Source organism: Streptomyces sp. NPDC050625 (assembly GCF_040654755.1).
GTDB lineage: Bacteria > Actinomycetota > Actinomycetes > Streptomycetales > Streptomycetaceae > Streptomyces.
This window is the reverse complement of the sequence record NZ_JBFAIQ010000018.1, coordinates 182,917-196,093: the sequence shown is the minus strand read 5'-3', so window position 1 is coordinate 196,093 and position 13,177 is coordinate 182,917. Positions and strand designations below refer to the sequence as shown.

General features: G+C 73.1%; 8 protein-coding genes. 3 read left to right on the top strand and 5 right to left on the bottom strand.

What is annotated here, in order from left to right; translation table 11 throughout:
- Window positions 1-403: 403 nt before the first annotated feature.
- Complete coding sequence (locus AB0I54_RS31970; RefSeq protein WP_363299691.1) at window positions 404-964, bottom strand: MarR family transcriptional regulator; 561 nt, start codon at window positions 962-964, stop codon at window positions 404-406.
- 129 nt (window positions 965-1,093) lie between these two features.
- Between AB0I54_RS31970 and AB0I54_RS31965 the strand changes: the two genes are divergently transcribed.
- Complete coding sequence (locus tag AB0I54_RS31965) at window positions 1,094-2,380, top strand: MFS transporter (protein WP_363299690.1); 1,287 nt, start codon at window positions 1,094-1,096, stop codon at window positions 2,378-2,380.
- Window positions 2,381-2,427: 47 nt separating this feature from the next.
- On the opposite strand, the gene AB0I54_RS31960 is transcribed toward AB0I54_RS31965, so the two are convergent.
- The 3 genes from AB0I54_RS31960 to AB0I54_RS31950 all read right to left on the bottom strand — a co-directional run bounded on the left by AB0I54_RS31960 (window position 2,428) and on the right by AB0I54_RS31950 (window position 6,536).
- Complete coding sequence (locus AB0I54_RS31960; RefSeq protein ID WP_363299689.1) at window positions 2,428-3,243, bottom strand: methyltransferase domain-containing protein; 816 nt, start codon at window positions 3,241-3,243, stop codon at window positions 2,428-2,430.
- Between the two features lie 32 nt (window positions 3,244-3,275).
- Window positions 3,276-4,934, bottom strand: a complete 1,659-nt coding sequence (locus tag AB0I54_RS31955; protein ID WP_363299688.1) for a SpoIIE family protein phosphatase — start codon at window positions 4,932-4,934, stop codon at window positions 3,276-3,278.
- 222 nt (window positions 4,935-5,156) lie between these two features.
- The gene (locus AB0I54_RS31950; protein ID WP_363299687.1) at window positions 5,157-6,536 is read right to left on the bottom strand and encodes an FAD-dependent oxidoreductase; all 1,380 of its coding nucleotides are present in this window, start codon (window positions 6,534-6,536) and stop codon (window positions 5,157-5,159) included.
- A gap of 379 nt (window positions 6,537-6,915) precedes the next feature.
- On the opposite strand from AB0I54_RS31950, the gene AB0I54_RS31945 reads away from it, so the two are divergent.
- Both AB0I54_RS31945 and AB0I54_RS31940 read left to right on the top strand, forming a co-directional pair.
- Window positions 6,916-7,689, top strand: a complete 774-nt coding sequence (locus AB0I54_RS31945; protein WP_363299686.1) for a helix-turn-helix domain-containing protein — start codon at window positions 6,916-6,918, stop codon at window positions 7,687-7,689.
- Window positions 7,690-7,894: 205 nt separating this feature from the next.
- Window positions 7,895-9,829 carry a sigma-70 family RNA polymerase sigma factor gene (locus tag AB0I54_RS31940; protein WP_363299685.1) on the top strand — a complete coding sequence of 645 codons (1,935 nt, stop codon included), beginning with the start codon at window positions 7,895-7,897 and terminating at the stop codon, window positions 9,827-9,829.
- Here AB0I54_RS31940 and AB0I54_RS31935 read toward each other — a convergent pair.
- Window positions 9,826-13,116 carry a BTAD domain-containing putative transcriptional regulator gene (locus AB0I54_RS31935; protein ID WP_363299684.1) on the bottom strand — a complete coding sequence of 1,097 codons (3,291 nt, stop codon included), beginning with the start codon at window positions 13,114-13,116 and terminating at the stop codon, window positions 9,826-9,828. The genes AB0I54_RS31940 and AB0I54_RS31935 overlap by 4 nt on opposite strands.
- Between the last annotated feature and the right edge of the window lie 61 nt (window positions 13,117-13,177).

Below are 13,177 nucleotides of genomic sequence, written 5' to 3'. Positions count from 1 at the left end.
GTTTCCGACTCTATCAGATCTTTTCTCGACCCGATTTCCTCGGTGCTTTCCAGGTTCCCGCTCTCGCGTTTCCCTTTCCGGCGGTTCCGACTCTACCAGATCCTTTCGGGCCTGATTCCCAGTCAGCGGGGTTTGTCCTCGCGGCCGTTGGGCCGTTCCGACGTCTCAAACCTTAGCGGATCCTCCCGACAGTTCCTAATCGAGCTGCCGTGTCCGAATCGAATTGAATTCGGGCACGCCGAATTCAACCCGGCTGGGTGATCGTGCTGATGGTTTGGGCTGCCGCTGCTGCGGCGGGAGGTGTTGTCGCAGAACCGTTACGGCCCCGTGGCAACCCGAAGAACTTTACGGATCCGGCAAGGGGCTGTCAAGCACCCTCTGTCAAGATCTTTTCTGCCGGGCGTCAGTCCAGGTCGGAGAGGCGCCCGCCGGCATCCGGCTGGGCGTGCTCCACCCTGCGGAGCAGCCGGGTGAGGGCTTCCCCGAGCACCGTGCGCTCCTCCGCGGAGAGGTCCTGGAGGAGGTCCTCCTCGAAGACGGAGGCGAGGCGCATGGCCTCCAGCCACTTCTCGCGGCCCTCGGGAGTCAGCTCCACGATCACCCGAACGCGGTTGGACTCGTCCCGCTCACGGGTGACGAGGCCCTCCGCCACCATCCGGTCGATGCGGTGGGTCATCGCGGCCGGCGTGAGGCCGAGGCGCTTGGCGAGGTCGCTGGGGCCCATGCGGTAGGGGGCGCCGGAGAGGACGAGGGCCTTGAGGACCTCCCACTCGGCGTTGCTGATGCCGAGGGCAGCGGTCTGGCGGCCGTAGGCGACGTTCATGCGGCGGTTCAGGCGGGACAGCGCCGAGACGATCTTCTCGACCTGGGGGTCGAGGTCCTGGAACTCGCGCTGGTAGGCGGCGATCTGCTCTTCGAGGGTCGGCTCGCCGCCGATGCCGATGGTGCCGGAGGTGTCGCCCATGGGGGCAAGTATCGCATGGGGCCGCTTGGCGTTGAAGTCCTTGGATGTGTACTCTTTAGCTTCGAACTTTATCTTCGAAGTCTTCGGTACTAAGTACTGAGACACTCCAACTACCTGAGAGAGGTGAACGTGACCAGGGCGATGGGCGCAGCGATGCGCCGGATCCACGTGGGCAACGCACTCAGCGCGTTCGGGCTCGGCTTCACCGTCCCCTACCTGTACGTCTATGTGGCGCAGGTGCGGGGCCTAGGAGCCATGACGGCGGGGCTGGTCCTCGCCGTCTTCGCCGTGGCCGCGCTCATCGTGCTGCCGTTCGCCGGACGGGCGATCGTGCGGCGCGGCCCGCTGCCGGTCCTGCTCGCCGCCCTGGTCATGGCCGCATTGGGCGCCCTGAGCCTGGGGCTCGCGGGCAACGCGCCTGCCGTGCTCCTCTCCGCTGCGGCGCTCGGGGCCGGGCAGGCCGTGATGCAGCCGGCGCTGGCGACGATGATCGTGGACTGCTCGTCGGCGGAGACCCGGTCGCGGGCGTTCGCGACGCAGTTCTTCCTGCAGAACCTCGGGCTCGGGGTCGGCGGGCTCATCGGCGGTCATCTGGTCGACACCACGCACGTCTCCTCCTTCACGCTGCTGTTCGCGATCGAGGCGGCGATGTTCCTGCTGCTCGTCGTGATCATGTCGACGGTGCGGATGCCGCACTCGCCGCGCATCGAGGACGCGCCCGCGCGGTCGGCGAAGGGCAGCTGGAAGCAGTTGCTCGGCAACCGGGCCATGGTGCAGCTGTCCGTGCTGGGCTTCGTGCTGTTCTTCGCCTGCTACGGACAGTTCGAGTCCGGGCTGGCCGCGTTCGGTGTCGAGGCCGCGGGGATCTCCACCTCCGCGCTCGGTACGGCGCTGGCCGCGAACACGCTGATGATCGTGGTCGCGCAGTTCGCCGTGCTGAAGTTCGTCGAGCGCCGTCGCCGCTCCCGGGTGATCGCCGCCGTGGGCCTGATCTGGGCCGTGGCGTGGGTCGTGGCCGGGTACGCGGGTCTCGGGCACGGCAGTCGGGAGATGGCCACGGCCGCGTTCGTGTCGACGTACGCGCTGTTCGGGCTGGGTGAGGCGATGCTGTCGCCGACCGTCGCCCCGCTGGTGGCCGATCTGGCGCCGGAGGGGATGGCGGGGCAGTACAACTCCGCCTTCGCCCTGGTGAAGCAGCTCGCGCTGGCGGTCGGGCCGGCGGTGGGCGGGCCGATGGCGGCCTCGCTGCACACGCCGTACATCGTGACGTTCCTGCTGTTCTCGCTGGGCATCACGGCCCTCGCGCTGCGGCTGGGGCGGCAGCTCACCGCCGCGCAGGACCGGCCCTGGCAGGCGAGGAGCCGGGTCGTGGCGCGGGGCGCGGCGCCCGTGGAGCCGGTGGTCGCCGAGGCGTGAGCCCGGCGAAGGCGGCCGTCACCTTGGGGTGGCGGCCGCCTTCTGCTTCACCGGATCGCGGTCGCCAGGATCGCGGTGAAGGGGAGGGTCGGCCTGCCGTCGGGGCCCGTGCGGTCGGCGAGGCGGGCGGCGACCGAGTGGCCCGCGGCGACGAGCGTCTCCTCGCCGTGGGTGTCGGCGAGCCGCTGGCCCCAGGGCAGGACGGAGAGATGGCCCGGGGCGAAGTCCGCGAGCGGGGGCAGGGCGATCCCGAAGGTGATCTCGCGCGTCGTGACGTCGTGGCAGCCGGCCTTGCCGAGGGCGTCGGTCAGCCGGTCGGCCGTACAGGCGAAGGCGGTGCCGAAGGCGGCCGCGGCTTCGTCGCCGCCGTACTCCTTGATGGCTTCGTACTGGGCGGTGAGGTACGGCGAGAGGCTCATGTCGGCCCAGACGGTGGCCGCGAAGCGACCGGAGGGGCGCATGACACGGGCCGTCTCCGTGAGTGCCGCGGTGAGGTCGGGGAAGAACTGGGCGCCCTGTTGGCAGACGACCGCGTCGAAGGTTGCGTCGGGGTAGGGGAGCCGGTCGGCGGAGGCCTCGGTGAACTCGATGTCGGGGTACAGGCGTGGATGGTGGGCGACGGCCACCTTGAGCATGCCGGTGTTGACGTCGACGCCGCGGACGCGGCCGGCGGGGCCGACCTGGGCGGCGGCCGCGCGGGCGGCGAAGCCGGTGCCGCAGGCTAGGTCGAGGACGACATCGCCTGGGCACAGGTCCACGGCGTCGAGCAACGCCGTCGTGAAGGGCGCCATCAGCGGCGCCACATACTCCTCATAGCGCTCGGGAGCGCTTCCCTTGAGCTGAAATCCCGGTTCGTCTGCCATGGGGAGCTACTAGCACCGCGGAGCGGGTTCGCCTAGATGGCGCGCGGCAGCACGAACTCGCACCACACCGCCTTGCCGCCGCCCGGGGTCCGCCGGGATCCCCAGTTCGAGGCGATCGTCGCCACGATGGCGATGCCCCGGCCCGACTCGTCCCCCGGTTCCGCGCGTCGGCGGCGCGGGAGGTGGTCGTCGCCGTCGGTGACCTCGACGATGAGGCGGCGGTCGGTGCGGCGGAGTCTCAGGCGCATGGGCGGGGTGCCGTGCTGCAGGGAGTTGGCGACCAGTTCGCTGGTGGCGAGGACGCCCAGGTCGTGCAGGTCGGCGGGGAAACGCCAGCTGGTCAGCACTCCGGAGGCGAACGCACGCGCGCGTGGGGCCGCTTCCACTCCGCCGAGGAGTTCCAGGGCCGCGTTGCGGAAGAGATCGCCGTCGGGGCCCGTGCGGGCCGGGTGCTGGAGGACCAGGACCGCCACGTCGTCGTCGTGGTCGGCCGTGACGCCCGCCGTGCGGACCAGGCGGTCGCAGACCACCTGGGGGGTCCCCGTCGCCCCCGCCAGTGCCCGCTCCAGTGACGCGATGCCCTCGTCCAGGTCCTCGTCCCGGCGCTCGACCAGGCCGTCCGTGTAGAGGACCGCGGTCGAGCCGGGGCCCAGCGGGATCGAGCCCGACGCGTGCATCCAGCCGCCCGTGCCGAGCGGGGGGCCGGTCGGCTCGTCGGCGCGCAGCACCATGCCGCTCTCGTCGCGGACCAGGATGGGCAGGTGCCCGGCGGAGGCGTACACCAGCCGGCCCTCGTTCGGGTCGTGGATGGCGTACACGCAGGTGGCGATCTGGTTGGCGTCGATCTCCGTGGCGAGGCCGTCCAGGAGCTGGAGGACCTCGTGCGGGGGCAGGTCCAGGCGGGCGTACGCGCGGACCGCCGTGCGGAGCTGGCCCATCACCGCGGCCGCCCGTACCCCCCTGCCCATCACGTCGCCGATCACCAGGGCCGTGCGGCCGCCGCCCAGGGTGATCACGTCGTACCAGTCGCCGCCGACCGCGGACTCGGTGCCGCCGGGCTGGTAGGTCGCCGCGATCCTCAGGTCGTCCGGCTCTTCCAGTTCCTGGGGGAGCAGGCTCCGCTGCAGGGTCACCGCGGTCTCGCGCTGGCGGCGTTCGCTGGCGCGGAGGCGTTCGGCGGCCTCGGCGTGGTCGGTGACGTCGGTGGCGAAGACCAGCACCGCGCCGTCGCCGCCGTCCCGGACGCCGTTCTCGGCCGCCGGGGTGCAGGTGAAGGTGTAGGAGCGGCCGTCGGGGGCCCTGCGGGACTTGAGCGTGCGGGGCTTGCCGCTGCGCAGGACCTGGTCGAGGAGGGGCAGCAGGCCCAGTTCGGCGAGCTCCGGGAGGCCCTCGCGGGCGGGTTCGCCGAGCGGTCGCTGGCCGAACGCCGCGGCGTAGGCGTCGTTGACGTAGGCGATGCGGTGGTCGGGGCCGTGAAGGAGGGCGACGAGGGCCGGGACGCGGTCGAGGACCTCGCGCGCGGGGAGCTCGTCGACGGCGGGCACGGACGGTGCGTCGTCGGTCAGTTGTTCGGCGCGGGCCGCGGGCACGGAGCCTTCCCCCCGCCGGTCCGGAGTGACCGCGTGCTCGGTCCGCGCTGCGGCGCGGCGCTGCGTTCCGGGGAGCCGGGCGCTCCAGCGCGTGAAGTTCACGAATCCTTGCCTCGTGTCGTCGTGGTCGGCCGGCACCGGATCCGGCCGGGGGTCCGGGGGTTGTCCCCGGGAATTGCGGTGCTCGGGAAAAGCCTCATGGGTGCTGCGGGCGGGCGGATGCCCGTCCAAGGTCGTGGGCAGTCGTGGGGCAGTCTGGCAGGCTGGCCGACCGCGGCGACATCCGTCAGACGCCGGAGCGGCTCGGGGAGTTCCTCGGTCCGGTCAGGACGACCCCTTCGGGTCGTCCGAGGGGTTGTGATGAGGCTTTCCACCGGCCGCGAGTTCGAACTCCGCGCGGGGATGTTCGAGCGAGCCCAGGGAGACGATCTCCCGCTTGAAGAGTCCGGAGAGGGTCCATTCGGCGAGTACGCGAGCCTTGCGGTTGAAGGTGGGCACCCTGCTGAGGTGGTAGACGCGGTGCATGAACCAGGCAGGGTAGCCCTTCAGCTTGCGGCCGTAGACCTGTGCTACGCCCTTGTGCAGTCCGAGTGAGGCGACGGCACCGGCGTAGGAGTGCGCATAGGTGTCGAGGGGCTCGCCGCGCAGGGCGTGCGCGATGTTGTCGCCGAGGACCCTGGCCTGGCGTACCGCGTGCTGGGCGTTGGGCGCGGTCTGCGTGCCCGGCTCCTGAGCCGTGACGTCGGGGACGGCCGCGGCGTCGCCCGCGCTCCACGCGTGTTCCACGCCGTCGACGGTCAGCTGGGCGGTGCACCTGAGGCGGCCGCGGCCGTCGAGCGGGAGGTCGGTGGCGGCGAGGACCGGGTGCGGTTTGACGCCGGCGGTCCACACGACCGTACGGGTCGGGAAGCGCTGGCCGTCACTCAGTACGGCGATTCGGTCGACGCAGGATTCGAGGCGGGTCTCCAGGAGGACCTGGATGTTGCGGCGGCGCAGTTCGGTGAGGGTGTAGCGGCCCATCTCCGCGCCGACCTCGGGGAGGATCCGGTCGGCGGCCTCGACGAGGATCCACTTCATGTCCTCGGGCCGGACGTTGTGGTAGTAGCGCGTGGCATAGCGAGCCATGTCCTCGAGTTCGGCCAGTGCCTCGACTCCGGCGTAGCCGCCGCCCACGAAGACGAAGGTGAGGGCCGCGTCGCGGATCGCGGGGTCGCGGGTGGAGGAGGCGATGTCCATCTGCTCCAGGACGTGGTTGCGCAGGCCGATGGCCTCCTCGACGGTCTTGAAGCCGACGGCGTGCTCGGCGAGGCCGGGGATGGGGAGCGTGCGCGCGATCGAGCCGGGGGCGAGGACGAGTTCGTCGTAGGCGAGGTGCTCGGCGCCCCTGCCCTCCTCCTCGGTGGCGAGCGTGGTGAGGGTGGCCGTCCGCGTGGTGTGGTCCACGGCCACCACCTCGCCGACGACGACGTGGCAGTGGTCCAGGACACGGCGCAGCGGTACGACGACATGACGAGGAGAAATCGAACCGGCGGCCGCTTCGGGCAGGAACGGCTGATACGTCATGTACGGATCCGGAGTGACGACAGTGATGTCGACGTCGCCCCGCCTGAGCTCCTGCTTCAGCCTCCGCTGAAGTCGCAGGGCGGTGTACATCCCGACGTAGCCACCGCCGACAACGAGAATGCGCGCACGTTCCTTCACCATCCCATGACGCACCCGGCGCTCTTGTTTGTCCACAGCCTCGACAATTTGTGTGACCGGCGATCTGGTGATCGCGGCGGCGCCGGGGCTGTCGAAGCCGGGAGAAAGCGGGCAGGTCAGCGGGGGCGGACACGAGGGCGCCAGAGTGCGCAAACGGGACGTATGCGCTCCGTACTCCGATCGGGGGGCGCTCCGTGCGGAACCTGCCCCTTCTGAATTGACTCCCACTCAACTATGTTCGTGTGTCGACGGGGTGTAGGGGCTGTGGTCGAACGGGTCCGCGACGGGCGGTCCCGCTCAGGGAACGGTGCCAGTTCCGCGCACTCCGGATTCAGTGGCGGGGAGTCTCCGGGGGGAGACGTCATTAACCGGGGGAACGCTTATGCATATTCAGGACACGCATTGGTCTTCGGCGAACGCCATCGCACCCGCCGGCGGTGCTATGGGCGCGGCGGTGGGCAACGGACGCGCGGACGGGTCGCGCACGACGCCGCTGCGGGTGGACGCACAGCGCAATCTGGAGCACGTGCTGCGAGCGGCGCGCGAGGTCTTCGGCGAGCTGGGTTACGGCGCGCCGATGGAGGACGTGGCGCGGCGCGCGCGGGTCGGTGTGGGCACGGTGTACCGGCGCTTCCCGAGCAAGGACGTCCTGGTCCGGCGGATAGCCGAGGAGGAGACCTCCCGGCTGACCGACCAGGCGCGGGCGGCGCTCGGGCAGGAGGACGAGCCGTGGTCGGCGCTGTCGCGCTTCCTGCGCACGTCGGTGGCCTCGGGGGCCGGGCGGCTGCTGCCGCCGCAGGTGCTGCGGGTCGGCGTCCAGGAGGACGGCACCGAGGACGCGGGCTCCGCGGCCGAGGAGGCGCGGGTGCCGCAGCAGCGGAGCCAGCCGGGCGGCGGTGAGCTGCGGCTGGTGTCCGAGGAGCCGGCCGCTGCCGCGGACGACGACGCGGGGGCGGCGGCGCTGCTCGAAGTGGTCGGCCGGCTCGTGGAGCGGGCGCGTGCGGCGGGCGAACTGCGGCCGGACGTGTCGGTGTCCGACGTTCTGCTGGTGATCGCCACGGCAGCCCCGTCGCTGCCGGACGCGGCCCAGCAGGCGGCGGCCTCGGCACGGCTGCTGGACATCCTGCTGGAGGGGCTGCGTTCGCGTCCCGCGTGAGCTTTGCGGCTTTTGCGCACGCCGATCAAGTACCCGGCGGGGTCGGCTCGTTGAGCCTCCCCGTCCGGGTGATGGCCGGTACCACCGGACGGCAGGTCCGCTCGGACGAGTGGATGGCTCGTACTCGGGGGTTCCGAACCAAGGCCGGTATGGCACTCTGACCCGGTGATCGGGTCGGGCATGCAGGCGTCGGGGGCTTTCCGCGATGAGCGTTGACGGGTGGGACGAGTCCCTCGGTGACGGTGACGCGGACGCCGGCGGGCTGACCGCGCCCCAGGTGCCCAGCCAGGGCGGCCCGGCGGACGTACCGCGCTCCGGCGCCCCGGTGCGCTCCGGCGCCTCGGCGAAGGACAGCGTCCCGGCCCAGCGCGAGAGCGGCCCCCTGCCGTCGCGTGGGGCGGCGCCGGGCGACGGTGAGCTGATCGAGCGGATGCGCGCGGGCGACGACACGGCGTACGAGGAGCTGTACCGGCGCCACGCGAACGCTGTGCGCCGTTACGCGCGCTCCTGCTGCCGCGACGCCCACACCGCGGACGATCTGACCGCCGAGGTCTTCGCCCGCATGCTCCAGGCGGTGCGCGGCGGCTCGGGACCCGAGCACGCCGTACGCGCCTATCTACTCACCTCCGTCAGGCGGGTGGCCGCGCACTGGACGAAGTCGTCCCGGCGCGAGCAGCTCGTCGACGACTTCGCGGTCTTCGCCGCTCAGGCCACGCGCGCGTCCGAGGTACCGGGCGACGGCACCCTCGCCCTGGGCGCCGATGTGCGGGCCCTGCACGAGGCCGAGCAGTCCCTCGCCATGCGTGCCTTCCGCTCGCTGCCCGAGCGCTGGCAGGCGGTGCTGTGGCACACCGAGGTGGAGGACGAGTCGCCGAGCGAGGTGGCCGTCCTGTTCGGGCTGGACGCCAACGGCACGCGCGTGCTCGCAAGCCGCGCCCGCGAGGGCCTCAAGCAGGCCTATCTCCAGGCCCATGTCAGCGCCACGCTCGGCGGCGACGCGGAATGCGCGCGCTACGCCGACCAGCTCGGCACGTACGCCCGCCGCAAGCTGCGCATCCGCGCCGAGCGGGGCCTGCGCAAGCACCTGGCGGAGTGCGCCGGCTGCCGGCTGGCGGCCGCCCAGATCGAAGAGGTCGCGAGCGGGATCCCCGCGGTCGTCCCGGTCGCGGTCATCGGCTGGTTCGGCGCCGCCGGGTACGCCAAGGCGCTCGGGATCATCGCCACCGGCGCCGGAGTGGGCGCCGCGGGCGCGGCCGCCACGGCCGGTGCCGGCTCGTCCGGCGGGGCGGGCGGTGGCGCGGCGGCCGCCGAGGGGCTGGCCGGGTCGGTGAAGGCCGGTATCGCGGCCGGTGTGGTGGCGGTCGGGGTCGCCACGGTGGCGCTCGCCCTCCTGAACGACGGCCACCCGGCCAAGGACGTCGCCAAGCCGTCGTCCCCACCGTCGGTCGCCCAGCCGCAGGCGCCGGCCCCCACGCCCTCGAAGACGCCGCCCACGCCGAAGGCACCGGGCATCGTCCCCGTGGCCGCCCCGACGCCGGCCCCCACCCCGTCCAGCGCACCCGGACAGAGCCCGAACCCGACATCGGGCCCGAGGGCGAGCCGGACCCCGGCCCCCTCGCCGAAGCCCACGCCGACACCGACACCGACGCCCACCCGCACCCCCGCTCCGCCCACGACGCCCGCACCCCCTCCGGCGCCAGAACCGGTCGTCTACCAGTGGAGCGATCTGCGGTACGACATCACCGGCGACGGCAGCAAGCCCGAGATGCGGCTGGCCGAGAGCAGCTGGGTGTGGCGGCGCTACGGCCTGTCCGTCGCCGACAAGCACTACGCGCGCGGTGTGACCGTCCACGGCGTCTCCTCCGTCACCGTCGACCTCAACCGGGAGTGCTCCGCGTACGACGCGATGGCCGGCGTGGACGACCTGACCCTGCGACTCGGCAAGGTCTACTTCTCCGTCTACGCCGACGGCGTCCGGCTGTGGCGCTCCGGGATGGTCAAGGGTGGCGACCCGGCCGTCCCGGTCCATGTGAACCTGGCCGGGCACCGCACCGTACGGCTGGTGGTCGAGCCGCACAGCAACGCGTTCGACGCCACGGCGCTCGCCGACTGGGCCGACGCGAGGTTCACCTGCCGCTAGGCGGTGTCGAGTCCGCCGGTGGCGGTGGGAGTGCGGTCCAGCTCCCGCAGCACGTCGTCCGCGGTGCAGGACGCTCCCCGGGCGCGCTCGGCCGCGTACCGGGCGGGGGTCAGCTGCGCGCGGGCGGTGGTGTCGACGGCCGCCGCGCGGGTGCGCTCCGGCTCGGGGCGTGGATGGCCGGCGCGCCAGTGGTCTGCGGCCGTGAACAGCCGTACCGCACCCGCCAGATCGCCGAGCCGGGCCAGCAGGTCGGCCGCGATGTCCACGAGCCCCGCCGTGATCGACTCGGCGCACCGCCGCCGCACGGCCTCGCGCAGCACCTCGGCCACGACCGGCAGCCCGTGCGCGGGACCGGACTCGCCGGCCGTGATCAGGGCCTCGACCGCGCCCAGGCCCGCCGTGAACTGGGGCGGGGCGTTTCCGCCCGCCATCGTCGCGCGCGTGGCCTCGAACAGCTCGCGCGCGCGGACCATGTCTCCGGCGTCCTGGGCGATGTGCGCCCGCAGCAGCAGGATGAAGGCCCGGGACTCCGCCACCCCGTACTGGTCGGCCGCCGCGGCCGCCTCGTCCAGGGCGGAAAGCGCGGCCGCCCGGTCGCCGGAGCGGTAGGCGATCTCGGCGAGCCGCGCGATCAGGAACGGTGACTCGGCGTATCCGCCCACCTCGTAGGCGAGTCGCAGCGCCTCCTCGTACTCGCGCCCGGCCTCCTCGAACCGGCCGCGCGCCATGGCCGCCTCGCCGGCCGCGCTGCACACCTGGGCCCGCATCCAGCGGTCCCCCACCCGTCGGCTGAGCACCCGCAGCTCCGCCAGGTCCTCGTCGACGCCCCGCAGATTGCCGGGCGAGTCGACGACCACGTGGGTGCGGTACATCAGGCTGACGCCGACCGCCCAGTCGTCGCCGTGGAGACGGCAGTTGGCGACCGCCGCATCCATGTCGGGGCCGACCTCCGCCGGGCCGCCCAGGTAGTAGGCGGTGAGCGGCCAGACGATGCCCGGCAGCCGCGCGGACCGCGGCCCGCCGTGCTCGAAGACGGCCCGCACGCGCGCGATGTACTCCGGGGCCCGCTCGTCCGTGAGCAGGTCCGGGGCGCCGGTCTCGGACGTCAGGAACATATGGAGCATCCGCAGGTCCATGCGCAGCTCGTGCAGGGGGTGGCGCGCCTCCGCGTCGGGGGCCGCGAGAAAGGCGCCCACCGGGTCGGCGGAGGCGGCGAGCCGGTCCCGGGCCGTGGCGTCCTCGGGCAGGGCGTCCAAGGCGACACCCAGGCGCAGCACCGCCCCCACCCAGTCCACGGCCTCCTGGCGGTAGTTGCGCAGCCACCAGAACCAGCCGACCGCGAGGACGAGCGCGCCCGCCGTCTCCTCGTCGCCGTCGCGCAGGGTGCGGTCGAGGGCGGCGCGGATGTTGTCCAGTTCGGTCTCCAGGCGGGAGATCCACGGCAGTTGGGCCCCGGACCTCAGCAGCGGTTCCGCCCGCTCGGTCAGGGCGCGCACCCACGCGCGGTGCCGCAGTTCGGCCGCCGCGCGCAGCTCGGGGACCTCGGCGGCACGCTCTCCGGCGTACTCCTGGATGGTCTCCAGCATGCGGTACCGCATGCCGTCCAGGCCGTCGGGGCCGTCCGGTGCGGCGACGACGAGGGACTTGTCGACGAGCGCCCCGATCAGCTCCGCCGCCGGGCCGGTGCACACGGCCTCCGCCGCCGCGAGGTCCCAGCCGCCGGCGAACACCGAGACCTCGCGCAGCACCGTCCGCTCCCGCTCGTCGAGGAGCTCCCAGGACCAGTCGACCACGGCACGCAGGGTCTGCTGGCGGGGCAGGACCGTACGGCTGCCGGAGGTGAGGAGGCGGAAGCGGTCGTCGAGGCGGTCGGCGATCTGCCGGGGGGTGAGCAGCCGCAGCCGGGCGGCGGCGAGCTCGATGGCGAGGGGGAGGCCGTCGAGGCGCCGGCAGATCTCGTCGACCGCCTCCTTGTCGTGGAGCACGGTGTCGGCGTCGGGACGGACGGCCGCCGCGCGCTCCTCGAAGAGACGGTGCGCCTGCTCGGGGACGAGGGGTTCGACCGGGCGCACCGACTCACCGGGGACGCCCAGGGGTTCACGGCTGGTGGCGAGGATCGTGAGGCCCGGGCAGCGGGTGAGCAGTGTCTCGGCGAGGTCGGCGGCCGCGCCGATGACGTGTTCGCAGTTGTCAAGGATCAAGAGTTGGCTGCGCGGGGCGCAGTACTCGACGAGCAGGGCGACCGGGTCGTCCTGGTGGGTGGCCAGTTCGCTGGTCATGAGGACGGTCTCGCGCAGGCCGAGCGCGCTGACCACCGCGCCCGGCACCGCCTCGGGCCGGTCGAGCGGGGCGAGTTCGACCAGCCATGCCTGCGGGAGCCCGGCGGCGGCCTCCTCGGCGAGACGGGTCTTGCCCGAGCCGCCCGGTCCGGTGAGGGTGACGAGGCGGGCCCTGCGCAATTCGGAACGAACGGCCGCGAGCTCGGGTTCCCGGCCGACGAAGGACGTCAGGCGGGGGCGCAGATTGCCGGTGCGCTCGCGGAACCGGCCGAGGGGGGAGACAGCGGGAGCCTCCTGCGTGAGCAACTCCGAGTGGAGGGCTTGGAGTTCCTGGCCGGGGTCGGCGCCGAGGCCGTCGGCGAGGGTGCGGCGGGCTGTGTCGTACGCGGCGAGGGCGTCGGCGGTGCGGCCGGTGTCGCGCAGGGCGCGGATGAGGAGGGCGTGCAGCGGTTCGTCGTACGGGTGGGCCGTGGTCAGCTCCGTCAGTTCCGGTACGACCTCGGGGGCGCGGCCGAGTCGGAGGGCGGCGGCCGCCCTGGCCCGGGTCGCCTCCAGGCGCAGGGCCTGCGGGCGGGTCGCGGCGGTGCGGTCGGGGAGGTCGGCGAGGGCGGGGCCGTACCAGAGGGCGAGGGCTTCGCTGAGGGCGCTGAAGGCGGCGGCCGGGTCGCCCCGGTCGAGGGCGGCGGTGCCGTCGCGCACGAGCCGCTCGAAGACGTGCAGGTCGACGTCGTCCGCGGTGGCCTCCAGGCGGTAGCCGCCGGGGCCGGAGGTGACGGTGTGCTTTCCGACGGTACGGCGCAGGCGGCCGACCAGTGCCTGGAGCGCGGCCGGGGCGTCCTGGGGCGGGTCGTCCGCCCAGACCTCGTCGATCAGGGTGTCGGGGGGCGTGGTGCGGCCGGGGCGCAGGGCGAGGGCGGTGAGCAGCGCGCGCAGCCGGGCGCCGCCGAGGGGGATGGAGGTGCCCTGGTCGTCCGTGGCTCGGGCAACGCCCAGGATTCTGTACCGCACCGGGTCATTGTCGCCGGGGTGGCGAGCGGGGGCACGGAGTTTCGGGGCGGGGTCGTCCCGC

Bases quoted from the DNA above. Each gene is read 5' to 3' on its own strand.
- AB0I54_RS31970 (WP_363299691.1), bottom strand. From the start codon at position 964: ATGGGCGACACCTCCGGCACCATCGGCATCGGCGGCGAGCCGACCCTC.
- AB0I54_RS31960 (WP_363299689.1), bottom strand. From the start codon at position 3,243: ATGGCAGACGAACCGGGATTTCAGCTCAAGGGAAGCGCTCCCGAGCGC.
- AB0I54_RS31950 (WP_363299687.1), bottom strand. From the start codon at position 6,536: ATGGTGAAGGAACGTGCGCGCATTCTCGTTGTCGGCGGTGGCTACGTC.
- AB0I54_RS31945 (WP_363299686.1), top strand. From the start codon at position 6,916: ATGCATATTCAGGACACGCATTGGTCTTCGGCGAACGCCATCGCACCC.
- AB0I54_RS31940 (WP_363299685.1), top strand. From the start codon at position 7,895: ATGAGCGTTGACGGGTGGGACGAGTCCCTCGGTGACGGTGACGCGGAC.